The 20,879-nt window shown below is 65.4% G+C and carries 18 protein-coding genes and 1 tRNA gene; 11 read left to right on the forward strand and 8 right to left on the reverse strand.

What is annotated here, in order from left to right; translation table 11 throughout:
- The first annotated feature begins 21 nt into the window (after positions 1-21).
- Genes ACHAC9_RS19935 through ACHAC9_RS19965 form a run of 7 tightly spaced genes read left to right on the forward strand, consistent with a single transcriptional unit; the run spans position 22 to position 8,391 of the window.
- Positions 22-1,836: a methyl-accepting chemotaxis protein gene (locus ACHAC9_RS19935; protein WP_435762597.1), complete on the forward strand. Its 1,815-nt coding sequence runs from the start codon at positions 22-24 to the stop codon at positions 1,834-1,836.
- A gap of 8 nt (positions 1,837-1,844) precedes the next feature.
- The gene (locus ACHAC9_RS19940) at positions 1,845-2,297 is read left to right on the forward strand and encodes a chemotaxis protein CheW (RefSeq protein WP_435762599.1); all 453 of its coding nucleotides are present in this window, start codon (positions 1,845-1,847) and stop codon (positions 2,295-2,297) included.
- A complete protein-coding gene (locus tag ACHAC9_RS19945; protein ID WP_435762601.1) occupies positions 2,294-3,520 on the forward strand; it encodes a CheR family methyltransferase in 1,227 nt (408 codons plus the stop codon). The genes ACHAC9_RS19940 and ACHAC9_RS19945 overlap by 4 nt, the downstream gene beginning before the upstream one ends.
- A complete protein-coding gene (locus ACHAC9_RS19950; protein WP_435762603.1) occupies positions 3,517-4,101 on the forward strand; it encodes a chemotaxis protein CheW in 585 nt (194 codons plus the stop codon). Before ACHAC9_RS19945 ends, ACHAC9_RS19950 begins: the two co-directional genes overlap by 4 nt.
- The gene (locus tag ACHAC9_RS19955; protein WP_435762605.1) at positions 4,098-6,326 is read left to right on the forward strand and encodes a hybrid sensor histidine kinase/response regulator; all 2,229 of its coding nucleotides are present in this window, start codon (positions 4,098-4,100) and stop codon (positions 6,324-6,326) included. The genes ACHAC9_RS19950 and ACHAC9_RS19955 overlap by 4 nt, the downstream gene beginning before the upstream one ends.
- The gene (gene cheB / locus ACHAC9_RS19960) at positions 6,323-7,339 is read left to right on the forward strand and encodes a chemotaxis-specific protein-glutamate methyltransferase CheB (protein ID WP_435762607.1); all 1,017 of its coding nucleotides are present in this window, start codon (positions 6,323-6,325) and stop codon (positions 7,337-7,339) included. The genes ACHAC9_RS19955 and cheB overlap by 4 nt, the downstream gene beginning before the upstream one ends.
- A 44-nt stretch (positions 7,340-7,383) precedes the next feature.
- Positions 7,384-8,391 carry a diguanylate cyclase gene (locus tag ACHAC9_RS19965; RefSeq protein WP_435762609.1) on the forward strand — a complete coding sequence of 336 codons (1,008 nt, stop codon included), beginning with the start codon at positions 7,384-7,386 and terminating at the stop codon, positions 8,389-8,391.
- A gap of 99 nt (positions 8,392-8,490) precedes the next feature.
- On the opposite strand, the gene ACHAC9_RS19970 is transcribed toward ACHAC9_RS19965, so the two are convergent.
- The 3 genes from ACHAC9_RS19970 to ACHAC9_RS19980 form a co-directional block, all read right to left on the reverse strand.
- On the reverse strand, positions 8,491-10,269 hold the full coding sequence (locus tag ACHAC9_RS19970; protein ID WP_435762611.1) for a PhoH family protein: 1,779 nt from the start codon (positions 10,267-10,269) through the stop codon (positions 8,491-8,493).
- A gap of 219 nt (positions 10,270-10,488) precedes the next feature.
- Complete coding sequence (locus ACHAC9_RS19975; protein ID WP_435762613.1) at positions 10,489-10,959, reverse strand: peroxiredoxin; 471 nt, start codon at positions 10,957-10,959, stop codon at positions 10,489-10,491.
- A 104-nt stretch (positions 10,960-11,063) separates the two neighbouring features.
- Complete coding sequence (locus ACHAC9_RS19980; protein ID WP_435762615.1) at positions 11,064-11,450, reverse strand: Mth938-like domain-containing protein; 387 nt, start codon at positions 11,448-11,450, stop codon at positions 11,064-11,066.
- A gap of 159 nt (positions 11,451-11,609) precedes the next feature.
- On the opposite strand from ACHAC9_RS19980, the gene ACHAC9_RS19985 reads away from it, so the two are divergent.
- Complete coding sequence (locus tag ACHAC9_RS19985; protein ID WP_435762617.1) at positions 11,610-12,836, forward strand: pyridoxal phosphate-dependent aminotransferase; 1,227 nt, start codon at positions 11,610-11,612, stop codon at positions 12,834-12,836.
- Between the two features lie 18 nt (positions 12,837-12,854).
- Positions 12,855-14,174 (forward strand): homoserine dehydrogenase, encoded by a 1,320-nt coding sequence (locus tag ACHAC9_RS19990; RefSeq protein ID WP_435762619.1) that lies wholly within the window; start codon positions 12,855-12,857, stop codon positions 14,172-14,174.
- On the opposite strand, the gene ACHAC9_RS19995 is transcribed toward ACHAC9_RS19990, so the two are convergent.
- Complete coding sequence (locus ACHAC9_RS19995; protein ID WP_435762621.1) at positions 14,171-14,383, reverse strand: hypothetical protein; 213 nt, start codon at positions 14,381-14,383, stop codon at positions 14,171-14,173. The genes ACHAC9_RS19990 and ACHAC9_RS19995 overlap by 4 nt on opposite strands.
- Positions 14,384-14,659: 276 nt before the next feature.
- Between ACHAC9_RS19995 and ACHAC9_RS20000 the strand changes: the two genes are divergently transcribed.
- Together ACHAC9_RS20000 and ACHAC9_RS20005 are read left to right on the forward strand one after the other, a co-directional pair.
- On the forward strand, positions 14,660-16,546 hold the full coding sequence (locus tag ACHAC9_RS20000; protein ID WP_435762623.1) for an MFS transporter: 1,887 nt from the start codon (positions 14,660-14,662) through the stop codon (positions 16,544-16,546).
- 115 nt (positions 16,547-16,661) lie between these two features.
- Positions 16,662-16,738, forward strand: a tRNA-Pro gene (locus tag ACHAC9_RS20005).
- Positions 16,739-16,785: 47 nt separating this feature from the next.
- Here the strand turns inward: ACHAC9_RS20005 and ACHAC9_RS20010 are convergent.
- Genes ACHAC9_RS20010 through ACHAC9_RS20025 form a run of 4 tightly spaced genes read right to left on the reverse strand, consistent with a single transcriptional unit; the run spans position 16,786 to position 20,840 of the window.
- Positions 16,786-17,883, reverse strand: coding sequence for a glycosyltransferase family 9 protein (locus tag ACHAC9_RS20010; protein ID WP_435762625.1), 1,098 nt, complete (start codon positions 17,881-17,883; stop codon positions 16,786-16,788).
- Positions 17,867-18,457, reverse strand: coding sequence for a D-glycero-alpha-D-manno-heptose-1,7-bisphosphate 7-phosphatase (locus ACHAC9_RS20015; protein ID WP_435762627.1), 591 nt, complete (start codon positions 18,455-18,457; stop codon positions 17,867-17,869). Before ACHAC9_RS20015 ends, ACHAC9_RS20010 begins: the two co-directional genes overlap by 17 nt.
- Before the next feature lie 22 nt (positions 18,458-18,479).
- The gene (locus ACHAC9_RS20020) at positions 18,480-19,778 is read right to left on the reverse strand and encodes a glycosyltransferase (RefSeq protein WP_435762629.1); all 1,299 of its coding nucleotides are present in this window, start codon (positions 19,776-19,778) and stop codon (positions 18,480-18,482) included.
- 54 nt (positions 19,779-19,832) lie between these two features.
- Entirely contained in the window at positions 19,833-20,840 is a 1,008-nt protein-coding gene (locus ACHAC9_RS20025) for a glycosyltransferase family 2 protein (protein WP_435762631.1), read from the reverse strand.
- Between the last annotated feature and the right edge of the window lie 39 nt (positions 20,841-20,879).

Genomic DNA, 20,879 nt, shown 5'->3' on the forward strand with positions numbered 1-20,879 from the left:
GTCCCATTCCCCGGAGTACCCATGTTGAACGATTTGAGCATCAAGAACAAACTCATACTTGGTCTGGGGGCAATCGTCGCCATCATGCTGTTCCTGCTGACGCTGGCATATAACAATTCCCAGAAGCTGGCCGACGCCAACAAGTGGGACCGCCACGCGCTGGAAGTATTGCTCCAGTCCGACCATATCGCGACCTCGGTCCTGCAGATTCAGAGCGCCACCCGGGGTTATATTTTGACCGGCAACGAATCCCTGGTCGCACCGCTGACGGCGGAGTTCGACGAGGCCAAACAGCATCTGGCCAGTGCGACTGCTTTGGCGGCCGACAATCCAGCCCAGCAGGCGCGCATCAAACAGCTGGGCCCGATGCTGGACATCTGGTGGGAACGGGCCATTCTTCCGCAAGTCGAGCTGCGTCGTAGCCGGGTAGGGGTCATCGGTCCGGCACCGGACGCAAGTACTCCTGCAGCCGTGTTGATGGGCGCGCGCACCGTTGCCTCGATCCGCAAGCTGATCGACGAGATCGCGGCCGAGGAAAACCGCCTGATGACCGTCCGCTCGCAGGAGTCGGCGCGACTGCAGGAAACCATGTCGCTGCTGCTCACGGTTGGCGGCGGCGTCACCATCATCCTCGCCATGCTGATCGCCTGGCTGCTGATTCGCGCCCTGCTGGTGCCGCTCAACAGGCTGAACCGTACGCTGGGCCTGATCGCAGCAGGCGAGCAGTCGGCCCGTGCCAGGGTTGGCTCGAATGACGAGTTGGGCAAGGTTGCCGTCGAATTCAACCGCATGGCGCAGGCCATCCAGGACAGCCAGGCCAAGGAACAGGCCGCCACCACCGACTTGCGGGCTAAGGTCGATTCGCTGCTGGCGGTCGTCTCGAAAGCGGCCGCGGGCGACCTCTCGGGCCGGGTGAGCATCACCGGCCAGGACGCCATCGGGCAACTCGGCCAGGGCCTGGCGACGATGTTCGACAACCTGCGCAGCCACCTCAACAATGTGCAGAAGGCCGGGATCCAGGTCACCACCTCGGCCACCGAAATTGCCGCATCGTCGAGGCAGCAGGAAGCGACCGGCATCGAGCAGGCCCAGACCAGCGTCGAGATCCTGTCCACGACCCGGGAAATCTCGGCCAACACGACCCAGCTCCTGCGCACCATGGAGCAGGCCACCGCGGTGGCCGAGTTCACCACCAGCGCCACCGCCGAAGCCCAGGGCAACCTCAAGCGCATGGACGCCACCATGCAGCACATGGTCACGGCGACCGACGCGATCAATGCCAAGCTGGCAGCGCTTTCGGAAAAGGCGAGCAACATCAACAGCGTGCTGGTCACAATCACCAAGGTTGCGGACCAGACCAACATCCTGTCGCTCAATGCCGCCATCGAGGCCGAAAAGGCGGGCGATGCCGGGCGCGGCTTCTCCGTGGTGGCCACCGAAATCCGGCGCCTCGCCGATCAGACGTCGGTGTCGACCTGGGACATCGAGCAGATGGTCAAGGAAATGCAGTCGGCGGTGTCGGCCAGCGTCATGGGCATGGACAAGTTTTCCGAAGAGATCCGGCGTAGCGTGGGCGAGGTGCACCAGGTGGGCGCACAGCTGTCGTCGGTGATGGATCAGGTGCAGAAGCTGGCGCCGCAGTTCGACCTGGTACTTGAAGGGATGCAGTCGCAGGCGGTCGGCGCATCGCAGATCTCGGACACCATGCTGCAACTCTCCGATGCCACGCAGCAGACCGTCGATTCCCTGCGAGCGACCAGCGAAGCGGTGCGCCAGTTGCAGTATGCAGCGGGCGACCTGCAGTCGTCGGTCGCCACCTTCTCCGTTAACAGCTGACGCCAACGATGAAACTGCTGGTCTTTCACATCGGCGCCGAGCGCTATGGCCTGCCCCTGGCGGGGATCGACCAGGTGCTGCCGGCGGCGGCGCTCAAGGCGCTCCCGCTCACGCCACCGTATGTGGCGGGCCTGCTCGACCTGCACGGCACGCCGGTACCCGTGATCGACCTGGCACAGCTGGCCGGCCTGGCGCCGTCGGCGCTGTGTTTCGATACCCGCATCGTGGTGGTCGACTATGTCGCGTGCAACGGCAGGGTGCGGGCTCTCGGCCTGCTGGCCGAGCGCGTCGAAGGGGTGCAGGGAGTGGCGCCGGGCCTGCTGCTTGATGCCGGTGTGCGCGGCGCGCCCTTCCTGGGCCAGGTCGCGGCCGACGGCGGCGCCATGCTGCAGCTGGTCGAGATCGAACACCTGTTGCCGGCGGACGTGCGCGCCCTGCTGTTTCCAGCGGGGGAAGCATGAACGCGCGCCGTTTGCTGCAGGATGCGACCGGTCTGAATATCACCGAGGCCGATGCGCAGCGCGCAATGCGCGAGCGGATGGCGCAGCTGGGCATGGCCGACAGCCATGCCTACCTGCGTGCGCTGGCAGGGAGCGAACTTTCCGCGCTGACCGAACTGGTGGTGGTCCCCGAGTCATGGCTGTTCCGCGATCCCGGCGCCTTCAGCGCCGCCACCGATTTCGTCCAGCGCCGGCTGGCACTGCACCCGGCGCGGCCGCTGCGCATCCTGTCGCTGCCATGCGCTAGCGGCGAAGAGCCGTATTCGATGGCCATGGCGCTCGACATGGCAGGGGTGGCGCCGCCATCGGTGCGGATCGACGCGATCGACCTGTCGCAGGTGTCGGTCCGGCGCGCGATCGCCGGGCACTATACGCGCAACGCCTTCCGCGGCGCCGACCTGGCCTTTCGCGAGCGTTACTTTATGGAGCAGGGGGGCGGCTACCAGTTGTGCGATGCGATCCGCGCCCGGGTCGGTGTCAGGCAGGGCAACCTGTTCGAACTCGACACCGCCGCCCTGGCCGGCAGTTACGACATCGTGTTCTGCCGCAACCTGCTGATCTACTTCGATGACCTTGCGGCGCACGCCGCGGCGAAGATCCTGCATACCCTGCTCGCTGACGACGGGCTGCTGTTTGCCGGCTATGCCGAGGTGCCTGCCTTGTGCCGCCATGGCTTTGCGGCGCTGCGTATTCGCGGCGCGTTCGCCCTCGAGAAGGCGGCGCCGGACCCGAAGCGTTTGGCGCCGCCCCTGCGCCGCGCGCAAGCGGTGCGCTCTGTTGTCCCTGCGCAGGCAGAGCCGCAGGAAGCGTTCTTCCGTGCAGCGCGTCATGCGCCGGCGCCGGCCGCCGCACAGCTTGACGACGCGTTGGCGCAGGCGTGGCGCCGGGCCGACGGCGGCGACTTCGCGGGCGCGGCCGCGCTCTGCCACACATTGCTGGCGACCGACCCGTCCAGCGCCGACGCCTATTTCATTCTCGGCATCGTCAGCGAGTGCCAGGGGCAGGTGGCGGCGGCGGCCGATTACTGGCGTCGCTGCGTCTACCTGCGGCCAGGCCATTACGAGGCGCTGTGCCACCTGGCCTTGCTGGCCAGGCAGAGCGGCGACGCGCAAGTTGCCGAGGCTTATCAGGAACGTGCCGCGCGCATTTACGCGCGCCGCCAGACGCAAGGGGGGGCCGAATGAACGCGCCAGTCACGACAGCGCCGGCGGGAACGGCCCGGCGCATTCTCGAACGCCCGGTCGACGATGCCTACCGCACCCACTGGGCCGATCACTTGCGCCAGCCTCGTGTCGCTGCAGAGGCGCCAGATGCCTCGGCACTGGTCTTTCGCATCGGTGCCGAGTGGCTCGGGGTGGCGGCTGCGACTGTGACGTCAGTTGCGCCGCTGGCCCCGGTGCACCGTGTGCCGCACCGGGGCGGGGCCGCGCTGCTGGGGGTCGTCAACGTGGGCGGGCGCCTGGTGCCGGCCGTGTCGCTGGGGCGGCTGCTCGGAATCGATGAAACCCGTGCCGAGGCCGTCACGGGGCGCCATGTCTTTGCGCGCCTGCTGGTGCTCGACTGCGCAGGTCAGCCTTGCGCCATTCCGGTGGCTGAACTGAAGGGCCTGGTGCGTTACGCCAGCGCGCACCTGGCAGCGCCGGCTGCCACCATCAACAAGGGACTGGAACGCCACCTTGGCGGCGTGCTGGCGCACGACAGCCTGCTGGTCGGCGTGCTCGAGCCCGCCTCCCTGGCGCGCCACTGCGCAGGGCTGCTCCGATGAGCCACGAGCCGCACGACCTGAGCCAGTTTTCGCTGCTCGACCTGTTCCGTCTGGAAGCCGACGGCCAGGTGCGCCAGCTCACCGAGGGCTTGCTGCGACTCGAAAGCGGTGCCGCCGATGCCGCTGTCCTGGACGCCCTGATGCGTGCAGCGCACTCGATCAAGGGCGCCGCCGCCATTGTCGGGCTGCACGTGCTTGTCCAGCTTGCGCACGTGATGGAAGATGCTTTCACGGCAGCCCAGGCCGGCACGCTGGATCTGCACCCGGCCTGCATCGACGTGCTGCTGGGGGGCGTCGACCTGATCGCGCAGGCATCGAGCGTGACCGAAGCATCGCTGGACGACTGGATGCTTCGGTACGGACCGCAGATCGCCGATGCCGTGACGGCTGTGCGCGCATTGGAGACACTGGCAGTGCCCCCATTGCGTGACGTTTCGCCGGGCGACGCCGCGCCGGCCGCGATGGATCCGGCGCTACCGCAGCCGTCGCCGGCGAGCGAGGTCCGCGCCAGCGCCGTCACGGACGAACTGCTGGCGCTGGCAACTGAAACCCGTGCCAATGCACACAAGCTCGCCTCGTTCAACGCGTCGCTGCAACGCTTCAAGCGGCAGCAGTCCGCCATGCTGCAGTCGCTCGCGCAGCTGCACGAGGCCGTGAGCGCCAGCGGTGATCCACGCCTGATCGAGCAGGCGGCGCTGGCACTGGCGCGTGCACAGCCTCTCAAGCTGCAGCTGCAGCAGCACATGGCCGATGCCGAAACCCATGAGCGCCGCGCCGCCCAGGTATCGACCCGGCTGGTGGACCAGGTACTGGCGCTGCGCATGTGTCCTTTCACCGAAGGCGTGCACGCCTTCCCGCGGATGGTGCGCGACCTGGCGCGCCAGCTCGGCAAGCAGGTCCAGCTGATTATCGAGGGCAGCGACATACCGGTCGACCGCGCCATCCTGGCCCGCATCGAAAGCCCGCTCAACCATCTGCTGCGCAACGCCCTCGACCACGGAATGGAAACGCCGGCCGAGCGCAGCGCAGCAGGAAAGCCGGCGCAGGGCACGATCCGGCTCACGGCGCGCCATCGTGGTGGCATGCTCGTGATCGACATCAGCGACGATGGCCGCGGCATCGATCCCGAGCGCGTGCGCAGCAGGGTGGTCGAGCGCGCACTGGGTAGTGCGGCCATGGCCGCGGCGCTGTCGCCGGCGGAATTGATGGAGTTCCTGTTCCTGCCCGGCTTCAGCCTGAAAGAGAGCGTGACTGAAATTTCCGGGCGCGGTGTCGGCCTCGACGTGGTGCAGCAGGTCGTACGCGAGCAGAACGGCAGCGTGCGCGTCGACAGTGCGCCGGGCCTGGGTTTTCGTACTGCCATCACGCTGCCCCTGACGCAATCGATCGTGCGTTCGCTGGTGGTGCAAGTGCAGGGCGAAGCGTATGCCTTCCCGATCGCCAAGGTGGAACGGGTGCTGCGGGTGGCGCGAAGCGCGGTGCATACCCTGGAAAACAAGCAGTTCTTCGAGCAGGACGGTGTGCATGTCGGGCTGGTCGCCGCGACCCAGATACTGGAGCTGGGCCAGCCGATGCCGGCCGCCGAGCTGGCGGTGGTGGTGATCGGCACGGGTGCGGCGTGTTACGCACTGGTGGTGGACGCCATCGCGGGTGAGCAATGCCTGACCGTCCAGTCGCTCGAGCCGCAGTTCGGCAAACTGCGCAACATTTCCGCCGGTGCCCTGCTGGACGACGGCTCCCCGGTGCTCCTGCTCGATGTGGCCGACCTGCTGCTCTCGATCGACAAGTTGCTGCATGAGGACGCGCTGCAGCAGCCGGCCGGGCAGGGCGGCGGCGATGCGCGCGCTGCGCGCCGCATCCTCGTCGTCGACGATTCGCTCACGGTACGCGAGATGGAACGCAAGCTGCTTGCCGCGCGCGGCTACCGTGTCGATACGGCGGTCGACGGCATGGACGGCTGGAACATGGCGCGCTCGGGCCACTACGACCTCCTGGTGACCGACATCGACATGCCGCGCATGGACGGCATCGAGCTCGTGCGCCTGGTGCGCCAGGATGCGCGCCTGCACAAACTGCCGGTGATGATCATCTCCTACAAGGACCGTCCCGAGGACCGCGCACGCGGCATGAACGCGGGCGCCGACTATTACCTGGCCAAGGGCAGCTTCCACGACGCCAGCCTGCTCGACGCCGTGTTCGACCTGATCGGCCCGGCTGCGCCATGAAGATCGGTATCGCCAACGACGTCGCCCCGGTCGCGGAAGCCTTGCGCCATGCCGTCACCGACGGAACCGGGCACCAGGTAAGCTGGATTGCCCGCACCGGTCCGGATGCGCTGCGCCTGTGCCTCGAAGCGCGCCCGGACCTGGTGCTGATGGACCTGAACATGCCCGGGCTCGACGGCGTCGAGGCCACGCGCCGGATCATGCGCGAGGCGCCATGCGCCATTCTGTTGGTAACCAGCCACCCGGAAGACCAGGTCGGCCAGGTGTTCCGCGCACTGGGCGCGGGGGCGCTCGACGTCACCGCGACACCGGTGCCCGGCGGCGGCGGGAATGGCGCGCATGAACTGCTGGCCAAGATCAAGACCATCGGCAAGCTGATCCGCTCCGACCACGTTGTTCCGGCAGTGGTCAGGGCCGGGCTCCAACGCGTACCAAGCCTTGCAGGCCCGGTCAGGCATTTGCTTGCCATCGGCGCGTCGACCGGCGGCCCGGTGGCCATCGCCGCCATCCTGGCCGGCTGGCAGGCGCCGCTCGACACCGCGGTCGTGGTGGTGCAGCACATCGACGCCAGCTTTGCCGGGCATTTCGCGCGCTGGCTCAACGATCAGCTCAGCATGCCGGCGCGGGTGGTGGCCGAGAACGATGTCCTGCAGGGCGGCGTGGTGCAGGTCGCGCAGAGCAACGACCACCTGACGCTCAGTGCCGGGCACCGCTTTCATTACCGGCCCGAGCCGCTCGACTATCCCTACCGGCCATCGGTGGATGTGTTCTTCGCATGCGTTGCCACCCATTGGGCTGCCTCGGCCACCGGGGTACTGCTGACGGGAATGGGCCGCGACGGTGCAGCCGGGCTGCTGGCCATGCGCCGGGCCGGTCATGCCACGATCGCCCAGGACCAGGCCAGCAGCGCTGTGTACGGGATGCCACGTGCCGCCGCCGAAATGGGCGCAGCCATGAATATTTTGCCTCTCGGCAAGATTGGTGCGGCGATTCGCGATAGAATTCGTGAATAACTCTGCGCCCGACAATGCGCGCATCTTCACATCATCAGGTTCCCATGTCCGAAGTCGTGCCCACGGGCATCAATACGCAAGATTCTTCCCCTCACCGTGTCAGGGTCTTGCTCGTCGATGACCAACTCATCATCGTCGAAGCCATTCGGCGCATGTTCGTCGGCCAGCCCGATATCGAATTCCATTATGTAACCGATGCCACCACGGCGCATGCGGCGGCGGCCGCGCTGCGGCCGACCGTGATCCTTCAGGATCTGGTGATGCCCGGATCGGACGGCTTCGACGTGATCCGCCAGTACCGCATTGACGCGGGCCTGCGCGCCGTGCCGGTGATTGTGCTGTCGGCCAAGGAAGACCCGAAACTGAAAGCGCACAGTTTCGCCGTCGGCGCCAACGACTATCTGGTCAAGCTGCCCGATCCGGTGGAGTTGCTGGCGCGCATACGCTACCATTCGGCCGCCTACATCAGCCGGCTCGAGCGCGACGAGGCCTTTCGTTTCCTGCGCGAGAGCGAGCAAAAACTGGCGGACGCGAATGTGCAGTTGCAAAAACTGGCGGCCCTGGACGGCCTCACCGGCATCGGCAACCGGCGCGCCTTCGATGACATCCTGCAGCGTGAATGGCAGCGTGGACAGCGCTCGAACAAGCCGCTGTCGATGCTGTTGTGCGATGTCGACTGCTTCAAGCTGTACAACGACGAGTTCGGTCACCAGGCCGGCGACCTCTGCCTGAAGAAAGTGGCGGCCGTGCTGACCGAGCAGCTCAAGCGTCCGGCCGACCTGGCGGCACGCTACGGCGGCGAGGAATTTGCCGTCGTATTGCCCGAAACCGACCTCGAGGGCGCACTGAAACTGGCCGAGGCCTGCCGTGCGCACCTGGCCAATCTGGCGCTCGAACATCCCGTGACCGACGCGGGCGTGGTGACGATATCGATCGGCGTGGCGTCGTTCGTACCGGCATCCGAGTACACGCCGGCGGACCTGATTGCCAGCGCCGACAAGGCCTTGTACGCCGCCAAGGCCGCTGGCCGCAACTGCGTGCGCCAGGGCTGAGCGGAAGCAGGCGCACCCGGGCGCCCTTGACGCTCCGGAGGACGTAAAAAAAACCTGCGGGCCTTGCGGCGCGCAGGTTTTCTGTTGAAGCGATGAACCTTACAACACCTCGCTCGCGTGATCGGCCAGACGCGAACGCTCGCCGCGCGCCAGCGTCACGTGGCCGCTGTGCGACCAGCCCTTGAAGCGGTCGACCACATAGGTCAGGCCGCTCGAACCTTCGGTGAGATACGGCGTGTCGATCTGTGCGATGTTACCGAGGCACAGGATCTTGGTGCCGGGACCGGCACGCGTGACCAGGGTCTTGACCTGCTTCGGCGTCAGGTTCTGCGCCTCGTCGATGATCAGGAACTTGTTCACGAAGGTGCGGCCGCGCATGAAGTTGAGCGATTTGATCTTGATGCGCGAGCGGATCAGGTCCTGCGTCGCCGCGCGGCCCCAGTCGCCGGCGTCCGAATCGGACTTGTTCAACACTTCCAGGTTGTCGTCGAACGCGCCCATCCACGGCGACATCTTCTCTTCCTCGGTACCCGGCAGGAAGCCGATGTCCTCGCCGACCGGCACCGTCACGCGGGTGACGATGATCTCGTTATAGAGCTTCGTTTCCAGCACTTGCGCAAGACCTGCGGCCAGGGCCAGCAGGGTCTTGCCGGTGCCGGCCTGGCCGAGCAGCGTAACGAAATCGCACTCCGGGTCCATCAGCAAATTGAGCGCGAAGTTCTGCTCACGGTTGCGCGCGGTGATGCCCCAGACACTGTTCTTGGTGTGGCTGTAGTCGCGCAGGACGCGCAGCACGGCGGTCTTGCCGTTGATTTCTTTTACTTGCGCATACATCGGCGCTTCGCCGCCCGAAGGTTCGAGGAACACGAACTGGTTCGTCAGCAGGCTCGGGATGAACGGGCCGTTGACACGGTAGAACGTCGCGTTGTTGCCGTTCTTGTTTTCCTGCCAGGACTCCATGTTCTTGCTGTGCTTGTCCCAGAAATCGTCCGGCAACTGGACGATGCCCGAGTACAGCAGGTCGGTGTCTTCCAGCACGTGGTCGTTGAAATAGTCTTCGGCCGGCAGTGCCAGCGCACGCGCCTTGATGCGCATGTTGATGTCTTTCGACACCAGCACGATCGCACGGTCCGGCTGCTCGGCGGCGAGCGCCTTGACCACGCCCAGGATCTGGTTGTCGGCCTTGCCGACTGGCAGGCCTTCCGGCAGCAGGGGACCGCTGTGCAGCCTGGTCTGGAAGAACAGGCGGCCTTTCGCATCCTTGTTGCCGAGCTTGGCCAGCTCGATGCCGGCCTCGATCCCGTCGTCGTCGATGTCGGCGATCAGGGCGTCGAGCGTGCGCGAGACCTGGCGTGCGTTGCGCGCGACTTCCGACATGCCCTTCTTGTGGTCATCGAGTTCCTCGAGCGTCATCATCGGGAGGTAGACGTCGTGTTCCTCGAAACGGAACAGGCTTGTCGGGTCATGCATCAGGACATTCGTATCGAGCACGAACACCTTGGTCTTGCCGGACCGGTCGGCCTTGCGGCTGGTCGACGACTTGACGTTGACCTCGACCGGCTTGTGCTTGGCCGGATGCGGTTCATCCTGATCGGATTCCTTCAGCTTGGCGACGGTGCCGGTCTCGGCACGCGCCGGCCAGGTCGACGCTTCGCCACCGATGGACGGGACGGCAGCGAGCGGCGTGGCTTTCGCCTTGCGCGCACGGCTGGATTTGGGAGCAGGCACGGCTTTACCGCTGATCAGGTCTTCGACAGGATCGGCTTCCACCGGCGCTGCGGCAATGGCGCGCACGGGAGACTTGCCGGGTTCGGCTTTCGGGTATTCATTGACCGGCAACAGCGTGGCCGGCTTGGTGGGCATCTTTGGTAATGGCATCAGGTTCTCAATCTAAAAATGTGGAGGACGCCTCGCGCCAGCGCGTCGTGGGACGCGCTGCCGGGCGGGTTCGATGCAACTGGATAATACGTTGGGGGCGCGGGCCAGGGCCGGGAGAACCGGCGTGGCAGGCTGCCAGATTGGAATGATGCTGAGATAAAACGGGTTGACTCAAAATAACGGGGATCGTCCAGCAGGTTGATCGAATGGTGCCACCTGTTAAGGCTGGCTCTTCACAAATTCGAGCACTTCATCGACGTGATCACTGACCTTCACGCCACGCCATTCTTTCACCAATCGGCCGTGAGCGTCAACGACAAACGTACTGCGCTCGACCCCCCGGACTTGCTTGCCATACATGTTCTTGGTCTTCATGACGCCAAACTGGTTGCACACCAGTTCTTCCGGATCGGAGATCAGCTCGAAGGGCAGGCCGAGCTTGGCCTTGAAGCCTTCATGCGAGCGCAGCGAGTCGCGGCTGATGCCATAGACTTCGGTGCCGGCAGCGAGAAAGGCGTCATGATGGTCGCGGAAGGCCATGCTCTCGGTGGTGCAGCCGGGGGTGTTGTCCTTCGGGTAGAAGTACAGGACCGTATATTTTGCCGGACGCCCTTCGAACTGGAAGCTCTGGTCGCCGGTCATGGCGGCGGAAAAATTCTCTACGGTTGCTGCGCTTGGGCTGTCGGCCACGGGGTTCTCCTGGACTGGTAGGGCAGGATCGGCCTCGTGCCATCCTGCATAGCGCTCATCATAATCGGCTCTGGACGTCGGTGCCAGTCCGGCGTGCCGATAGGTCAATGGCCGATGGCGCCTTCGATGATCAAGGCCAGCGTCACCTTGCGGCCTTCGCCCATCAACACATTGTAGGTGCGGCAGGCGGCCTGGCTGTCCATCGACTCGACGCCGATGTGGCGCGAGGACAAAGCGGCAATCAGGCGCGGATGCACGAAACGCTGGCGCTCGCCGGTACCAAGAATGACGACATCGGGCGCATCTGCAGCAATCTGCTCGAAATGCGCCGCCTGCAGATCCTCGAAACGCGTCACATCCCACGGACGGGGCGGCGTTTCCGGCATCACAATCAGGCTGTACTCGAAACGCTGGGCGTTGATTTCCACGCCCGAGGCATCGTAGCCGGTCACGGTCTGGTATTGTTGGGTGCTGTCGGAATGGAGCTTCATCGTAGGAATCGCCGTGGGCAAACGTGGGCAGCCATTGTAACCTTTCCCTCACTTTTGCCCCGGTGCGTGCCGGGCGGACCACAGGTTGCTTAAATCGACCGCTTTCGGCAGAATGGTATTTTTCGCACTGCAACATGCGGGCAACCTACAGGTGACAATTTGCGACCGATTCTGAAATCGAACAAGCTCGACGAGGTGTGCTACGAAATCCGCGGCCCGGCGCTGGAGCAGGCGCGCCAGATGGAAGACGACGGCCACAAGATCATCAAGCTCAACATCGGCAACCTGGCCGTGTTCGGTTTCGACCCGCCCGACGAGATCATGCAGGACATGATCCGCAACATGCACGGCGCCGCCGGCTACACGGATTCGAAGGGCCTGTTTGCGCCGCGCAAGGCGGTCATGCATTACACCCAGCAAAAGAAAATCGCCGGTGTCCGTATCGACGATATCTATCTGGGCAATGGCGCCTCCGAACTGATCGTCATGGCGATGCAGGGCCTGCTCAATAACGGCGACGAGGTGCTGGTGCCGGCGCCGGATTATCCGCTCTGGACGGCCGCCGTGAGTCTCGCCGGCGGGGCGCCGGTGCACTACATCTGCGACGAGCAGGCCGACTGGATGCCGGACATCGCCGACATGCGCCGCAAGATTACGCCGAATACGCGCGCGATCGTCGTCATCAACCCGAACAACCCTACTGGCGCCCTGTATCCGCGCGACATCCTGCTCGAGATCGTCGAACTGGCGCGCCAGCACAGCCTGATCATCTATGCCGACGAAATCTACGACAAGGTGCTGTACGACGGCCACCAGCACGATTCGATCGCCTCGCTGGCCGACGACGTATTGTTCGTCACCCTGAACGGCCTGTCGAAGAATTACCGCTCTTGCGGTTACCGTGCCGGCTGGATGGTGGTCTCGGGCGAAAAACGCCACGCAAAAGATTATATCGACGGCCTCAACATGCTGGCCTCGATGCGCCTGTGCGCGAACGCGCCGGGGCAGTTCGCGATCCAGACCGCGCTGGGCGGCTACCAGAGCATCAACGACCTGGTGGGCCCGGGTGGACGCCTGCTCAAGCAGCGCGACCTCGCGCATCAATTACTGACTGACATTCCGGGTGTGACCTGCGTCAAGCCAAAAGCGGCGCTGTACATGTTCCCGCGCCTGGACCCGGCGATGTACCCGATCGCCGACGACCAGCAGTTCATCTGCGAACTGCTGGGCGAGGAAAAGGTATTACTGGTGCAGGGCACCGGCTTCAACTGGAAGTCCCCGGACCATTTCCGGCTCGTGTTCCTGCCCAATTCCGATGACCTGACGGACGCTTGTGCGCGCATCGCACGCTTCCTCGACGGTTACCGACGACGCCACGCGCGCTAACATCACCCTGAATCGACCATGAAACCCATCAAAGTTGGCCTCCTCGGCATCGGCACCGTCGGTGCAGGCACGTTTAATGTGCTTAACCGCAACCAGGAAGACATCCGCCGACGCGCCGGCCGCGGCATCGAGATCACGATGGTCGCCGCCCGTAACACCGAACGGGCAGGGCGCCTGACGAATGGCAAGTGCCAGATCGTCGACGATCCTTTCCTGGTCGTCGACAGCCCGGACGTCGACATCGTCGTCGAACTGATCGGCGGCTATGAATTGCCGCGCGAACTAGTGCTGCGCGCCATTGCCAACGGCAAGCACGTGGTCACGGCGAACAAGGCCCTGCTCGCATTGCACGGCAACGAAATTTTTGCAGCCGCCCAGGAAAAGGGCGTGATGGTCGCCTTCGAAGCAGCCGTCGCCGGCGGCGTGCCGATCATCAAGGCGCTGCGCGAAGGACTGACGGCGAACCGCATCGAGTCGGTGGCCGGCATCATCAACGGCACGACCAACTTCATCCTGTCCGAGATGCGCGACAAGGGGCTGGACTTCGACGTCGTGTTGAAGCAGGCACAGGAGCTGGGCTATGCCGAAGCCGACCCCACTTTCGACATCGAAGGCGTCGATGCGGCCCATAAACTGACCATCATGTCGGCGATCGCCTTCGGCATCCCGGTGCAGTTCGACAAAGCCCACATCGAGGGCATCAGCGCGCTGCAGGCGGACGACATTCGCTACGCGGAGCAGCTCGGCTACCGCATCAAGCTGCTCGGCATCACGCGCCGTTCGACGGTCGATGGCGTCGAGGGCATCGAATTGCGTGTGCACCCGACCCTGATCCCGACCACGCGCCTGATCGCCAACGTCGAAGGCGCGATGAACGCGGTACTGGTGGAAGCCGACGCGGTCGGCTCGACCCTGTACTACGGCAAGGGCGCCGGCGCAGAACCGACCGCATCAAGCGTGATCGCCGACCTGGTCGACGTGACGCGCCTGGCGACGGTCGACCCGTACTGCCGCGTGCCGCACTTGGCCTTCCAGCCGAACCAGATGACCGACGTGGCTATCCTGCCGATGTCGGAGATCACGACCAGCTATTACCTGCGCGTGTACGTGAACGACCAGCTCGGCGTGATGGCCGACCTGACCCGCATCCTGGCCGACGCCGGGATCTCGATCGACGCGGTCCTGCAAAAGGAAACACGCGGCGACGCCCGTACCGACATCATCATGATCACCCACCAGACGCGCGAGAAAAAGGTCGACGCGGCGATTGCGCGCATCGAGGCACTCGGTTCGGTGGTCGGGAAGGTGATCCGGATCCGGCTGGAAACGCTTAGCTAAGGTCGTGTGGCCTGGCCTCGCCCGTCCGGACAGGGCGGGCGACTGCATTCGATCAGAAAGTCGGTCGCAAACTCGTCGACGGTCGGGGCGGGCACGCCGTCCTCGTCGTCGAGCGAAGCGGTGGTGAGATCGAGCAGCGCGTACTCGATGTCGTCGAACAGCGCGTCAAGCGCGCCGCGCTGGATGGATGGGAGCTTGGGCGAATTCATCCGAGCATTCTACTCACGCTGCGCTGCACAACAAGCAGTCGACACGACCGGTTTGCGGCCGCTCAACTGGGTTCCTGCGCACACTCCAGTTGCTTTTGCGAACAACATTTGGCCAACGGCGAGGTCGGTTCTTTTGCCTTCCGCTGTCGCGGCTCGCGATACCTTTCGTACCGTCAGGCTAGCATTCCAACGCAATGATGATTTTAAGCAATATAGCGATTGTGGCGCGTCCCGCGCTGTTGTAAATTACCCATCTCTCTATCACGGGCCTACCGCATGAGCCAGTCGAGCCAATTTTCCTTGCTGTCGCAACGCCGGTTCGCGCCGTTTTTCTGGACCCAGTTCCTCGGCGCTTTCAACGACAACCTGTTCAAGACCGCGCTGCTCGTTGCGCTGACCTACGACGCCTTGTCCTGGACCACGCTTGATCCGGGTTTGCTGAACAACCTGATCCCCGGCCTGTTCATCCTGCCGTATGTCGTCTTTTCCGCCACCGCCGGACAGATCGCCGACAAGGTGGAAAAGGGCAAGCTGGCGCGCTTCGTGAAACTGCTCGAGGTCGTCATCATGCTGGTCGCGGCCGTGGGCTGGATGACGCATACGCTGTGGCTGCTGATCGCGGCCGTGGTCGGCATGGGCGTGCACTCGACCCTGTTCGGACCCGTCAAGTACGCTTACCTGCCGCAACACCTGAAGCAGGAAGAACTGGTCGGCGGCAATGGCGTGGTCGAAATGGGGACCTTTGTCGGCATCCTGCTCGGAGAAGTGGCAGGGGCCTTGCTGGTGGCCTACAAACCGTTCGGGATCGAACTCGTGGCCGGCGCCAGCATCCTGATGGCACTGATCGGCCTGGCTGCGAGCTGGCGCATCCCGGCTTCGCCGCCACCGGTGCCCGAGCTGAAAATCAATTACAACTTCGTGACCGAGTCGGTGCGCAACCTGCGCTTTTCGAGCCAGAACCGTACCGTCTTCCTGTCGATGCTGGGCAACTCCTGGTTCTGGTTCTACGGCGCCCTGGTGCTGTCGCAATTCCCGGTCTACGCCAAGGATTACCTGCACGGCGACCACAGCGTCTTCGTGCTGCTGCTCACCGTCTTCTCGCTCGGCATCGGCGTCGGCTCGCTGCTGTGCGAAAAACTCTCGGGACGCAAGGTCGAGATCGGCCTCGTCCCCTTCGGCTCGATCGGCCTGTCGCTGTTCGGCATCGACCTGTATTTCGCGAGCCTGGCCTACACCAACACGGCCACGGTGGACGCCTTCGCGCTGCTGGCGCAACCCGGTGCGCTGCGCATCCTCGCCGACCTGGTCCTGATCGGCGTCTTCGGCGGCCTGTTCATCGTGCCGCTGTTCGCACTGATCCAGACCCGCTGCGACCCGAAGCACGTCTCGCGCACGATCGCCGGCATGAACATCCTGAATGCCCTGTTCATGGTGGCCGCGGCCGGCGTGGCCATTCTGCTGCTGGGGCAGGGCTTCTCGATTCCGGAGATGTTCCTCATCACGGCCTTGCTGAACGCTGTGGTGGCGGTGTACATCTTCTCGCTGGTGCCCGAGTTCCTGATGCGCTTCCTGGCCTGGATGCTGATCCACACAATCCACCGCGTCCATACCGTCGATGTGGAGCGCATCCCCGACGAGGGGCCGGCGGTACTGGTGTGTAACCATGTCAGCTATGTCGACGCCATCGTCATCGGCGCCGCCAGCCCGCGTCCGATCCGCTTCGTGATGGACCATCGCATTTTCAAGATGCCGCTGCTGGGCTGGATTTTCCGCACCGCGAAAGCAATTCCTATCGCATCGGCCAAGGAAGACCCGTTCATGATGGAGCGCGCCTTCATCGACATCGCCGAGGCGCTGCACCAGGGCGACCTGGTCTGCATCTTCCCCGAAGGCAAGCTGACCACGACGGGCGAGCTGAACGAGTTCCGCGGCGGTATCGCGAAAATCGTCGAGCGCAGCCATGTGCCGGTGATTCCGATGGCGTTGCGCGGCTTGTGGGGCAGCGTGTTTACGCGCGATCCGGGCAATGTGTTCGAGCGCTCCTTCTCTCGCGGCTGGCGCTCGAAACTGGCGCTGGCGGTCGGCGTGCCAGTCAAGCCGCAGGAAGCGACGCCGGAATATCTGTACGAGCAGGTACGGGTGCTGCGCGGGGAGTGGAAGTAAGCCGGGCGCGCTGACGGTCGGCGTGATCTGCATCGCCTGCGCGCCGAAAAACTTGCTTTAGGCATCACAAAAACCTGAGAAAAAATTTTTGCCTCAGGTATAATTGCGGGCTAGTCGGGGCGTAGCGCAGCCTGGTAGCGTACGTGCATGGGGTGCACGGGGTCGGAGGTTCGAATCCTCTCGCCCCGACCAAGAGAATCAATCGGAAAGGCCAGTCTTCGGACTGGCCTTTTTCGTTTTTATTCCAGCGCCACTTCCCTGGCCCGATACGCCTCAGTCTGCTTGAGCAGGCTGCAGACCGCGTCCACTACCCGTGCCGGCGCCAGGCTTTCCACACAGTCGTGATGGCACACGCTGCGTTCGCAGTCGGGGCATTCCACGTCACCGTTCAGCACGCGGCCCGGGACCCGCCACGGCGTGTGCTGCGCGTCCGTCAGCGCCTGCAGGCTGACAATGGGCGTGCCGACAGCGGCGGCGAGTTGCACCGACTCCGGGTTGTTGCTGACCACGAGCGAGGCCTGGGCCAGCAGAGCGCCCAGTGCGCCGATGTCCAGCTGGCCGGCAAGCGAATGCACGCGCGCACCAGCGGGGATGTCGATGGCGTCGATCAGCGCCTGTTCATGGGCACCGCCAGTGAGCACCAGCGGGCAGCCGATGCGCTCATGCAGCGCGCGGATCAGGCTGCTCCAGTGGCGCTGGGGATAGCGCCTTGCCTGGGCGCCCGCGCCAGGATGCAGCGCCAGCCAGCGCCTGGACGGATCGATGCCGGCCGTGCGCAAGCGCCTGCGCACGGCCGCCAGGTCCATCTCGAGAGGCACGAACGCGAGGCGCTCGTCGGCGATCTCGGCGCCAAGGCGGCGCACCAGGTCGAGATGGCGCTGGACCGGGTGGCGCAGCATGGCGCCCGGCTCCGGATCGGCGATCGGGTGCGTGAGCAGTCCAGTGGGATTTTCCCGGCACCAGGCGGCCCGCAGCGCAATGCCGGCCAGTTGGCACAGCAGGGCCGCGGGCAGGGCACTGTCGCTGCAGCGCGTGAAGATGACGGCGCCATCGAAGCCTTGCGCAGCCAGCCTGGCGATCGACCCGAGGTGCGATGCGGGCGACGCTGCCGCACCTTGTTCCGTCCATGGCGCATCAAAGGCGAGCACGGCATCGACATCGGGCAGATAAGGGGCGAGCGCCGCCCCGGCAGCCGAAGCGAGCAGCGTCAGCCTGCGCCCCGGACATTGGGCGCGCAGGGCCCGCAGCGCCGGCGTACACGTCAGGACGTCGCCAGGCGCACGCAGCTGCACGCACAGCAGGTGCCGTGCATCGTTCCAATCAGTCATCGTGGTCATGAGCCTGGTCATGCGCCTGGTCCTGGTGGCCGGCAATCAGGACGGCCGCGGCGTACAGGTCGGGTGCCATGCGGGTGGGGATGCGGCGCGGTCCGAGCCGCCATTCGGTCTCGTTGCCCTTATCGAGCAGCACGGTGCGGCAGCCTGCGCGGTTGCCGGCCTCGACATCGTGCAGGACGTCGCCGATCATCCACGAGGCGCGCAGGTCGATGCCGTGCTCGGCCGACGCCTTGAGCAGCAGGCCGGGCAGGGGTTTGCGGCAATGGCATTCGATGGCATACGGCGCGACTGTGCCCCGCGGATCGTGAGGGCAGTAATAAAAGCCTTCGAGGCTCAGGTTTTCGCGAAACAGCAGGTCGGTCAGGCGGTCGCTGACCGCAGGCATCGCGTCCTCCGGGAAGCGTCCCTGGGCAATTCCCGGCTGGTTGCTGACGACGAAAAAACGGTAATCGAGCCGGGCCAGCAGACGCAATGCCGGCGCGGCGCCGTTGCTGAGGCGAATGCGGCGCGGCTCCACGTTGTGCTGCAGGTTGTCGACGAGCGCGCCGTCCTTGTCGAGAAAAATCGCTTTCATGTCAGTACCACCATATTTGCTCCTAGAAAGGTGTGATGCCGGACGCCGTCCCGGCCCGGGTCTCGTCGAGTACGTCCGCATACACGGCGCAAGCCTGCTGCGCCAAGGCACGCCAGGTGTAGTGGCGCCAGGCCCGGACCAGGCCTTCCACGCCCATGCGCATGCCGAGCGCGGGATCGGCTTGGAGCAGGGCCAGGCGCTCGGCCAGGGCACGCGGGTCGCGCGAGGGGATCAGGAAACCTGTGAGGCCATCGACGACCGTGCTTTTGATGCCGCCCACCTCCGAGCCGATGACCGGGCGCGCGCAGGCCATTGCTTCGACCGGGGTGATGCCGAAGGGCTCGAACCAGGGTGTGGCGACGAGCACGTCGGCGGCGCCGTACCACAAGCGCAGGGCGGCGCGCGGCTGCTGGCCGACGAAGCGCACGTGGCCGTCAATGCCGAGCTGGCATGCAAGTGCCTTCAAGCGGGCAAGCTCAAGGTCCTCGCTCCCATCCGCGCCGCCGACGACGAGCAAATCGGCATCGACTCCGTGCCGTTCGCGCAGCGTCGCCAGACCCTGGATCACCGTGTCGACGCCTTTGCGCGGCATCAGGCGCCCCAGCTGAAGCACCGTGAAACGTCGCGGGTCCAGGCCGAGCTGCGCGCGCGCCGCAGTACGCGGCACTGGCCAGAATTCATCCGGGGCGAAGCCGCGCGGCGCGATCGTGATGCGGCTTGACGCCGCGCCGTACAGCTGTTCCATGTCGAGCCGGTCTTGCGCGCATCCGGCCATGATGCGGTCGGCCTGGCGCATCAGGGCCGCCTCGATGCGGGTGCGCTCGGGCGCAAACGCGTCGGCCGTGCGCTGGCCCAGGCGGCGCGCGTCGCCGAGCGCGTGAAACGTGATCACATAGGGAATGCCGAGCGCAAGCTTGAGCTGCTGGGCGACCATGCCGGACATGAAGCAATTCGCGTGAACGATGTCGTAGGGGCCGGCCAGGCGGCGCGCAAAGCGGATCACGAAGCGAGCGAAGGCGTCCATCCAGGGGAGCAATTGCTCCTTCGGCAGATGGTGCGCGGGACCGGCCGGTACGTGGATGAGGCGCACCTTGTCGTCCAGCTGCACGACCTGCGCTTGTGCGGGCGCGTCGCGCCGCGTAAAAATGTCGACGCGGGCGCCGGCCAGCGCCAGTTCGCGTGCCAGGTTGGCGACATACACGTCCTGGCCGCCCTCGATGCTGCCTGGCGCCGCGAGCGGGGATGCGTGCTCGCTGATGAGGGCAAGGTGCCAGGTCTGGTTGCCGGGCTGCGCGCTCAGCAGCGGTTCGTTCAGTCGCATGCGCTGCTCCTGCGGGTGTGCCAGGTCAGGATCTTGAGTCGACGCATGGCAGCCTCAGCTAAAACGGACGCGGTAGCGGATGGCCCCGGCCAGGCGCCAGAACACCGCCAGCGGCGGGATCAGGACCGAGGTGACGACGACATCGAGGATGTAGGACACGCTGCGCACCGTGCCGCGCAGGCGTTGCCTGCACAGCCGCGCCGTGAGCGCCAGCCAGCCCAGGCCGGCAAGCAGGGTGCCGGGGCCGCTGCCGGCGGCGAGCAAGCCCAGCGCGGCCAGCAGCGCCCCGACGGCGAGGTAGTAATCCCAGGGAGGCGCGGCGGCGATGTGCTCGCGGTACAGCCGCGGATGTTTTTTATAGAGCAGGGCGTCGAACACGGCCGCATGCGTGCGGACCAGGCTCGCGCCCCAGGGCGCCGGCTGCATCGGCAGCACCACCAGCGCATCGGGTGCGCGCGCGATGTGCGCGCCGAGCGCCAGCAGGCGGAAGTGGAGGTCGGCATCGCAATGGGCTGCCTGTTCGAAGCGTTCGTCGAATCCTTCGAGCCGCTCGAGCAGGCTTTTGCGGCAAAAGCAGTTGGTGGTGCAAAATGCCGCGTCCTGCGCTTCGCCCACCGCGTGCCCGGCTTCGGTAAGCCGCGCCGGCAGGCGCAGGTCGAGCCGCCCGCACAGCACGTCGACGTCGTCGCCAAAGGCAGCCAGGCCCTGCGCCAGCCAGGAAGATGCGGGCACCGCGTCCTCGTCCGTAAAGGCGAGGATAGCCCCCTGGGCGCTGCGCCAGCCGAGATTACGCGCGGCAGCCGGGCCGTGCCGGTTGGCGTTCGCGAGATACACCAGGCGCGGGCCGCGATCGAGCGTGCGCGTGCGCCAGCCGGCCACCAGGTGCAGCGTGTTGTGGTTCGGTTCATCGTCCACGACGATGATTTCGTAGGATGTGCCGGGCAGGGTCTGGCGGGTAAGCGTGTCAAGGCAACGGTCGAGCAGGTCCATCCGGCCGCCCGTTGGCAATATGACCGATATCCCGATCGCGCCGCTGGCTGTCCCTGGCGTCATACCTGGCATGCTGCTCTCCGGTGGGTTAACGGGCGTTTCCTTGATGAG

The organism is Massilia sp. CMS3.1, assembly GCF_051262535.1.
In the GTDB taxonomy this organism is placed as follows: Bacteria; Pseudomonadota; Gammaproteobacteria; order Burkholderiales; family Burkholderiaceae_D; genus Telluria.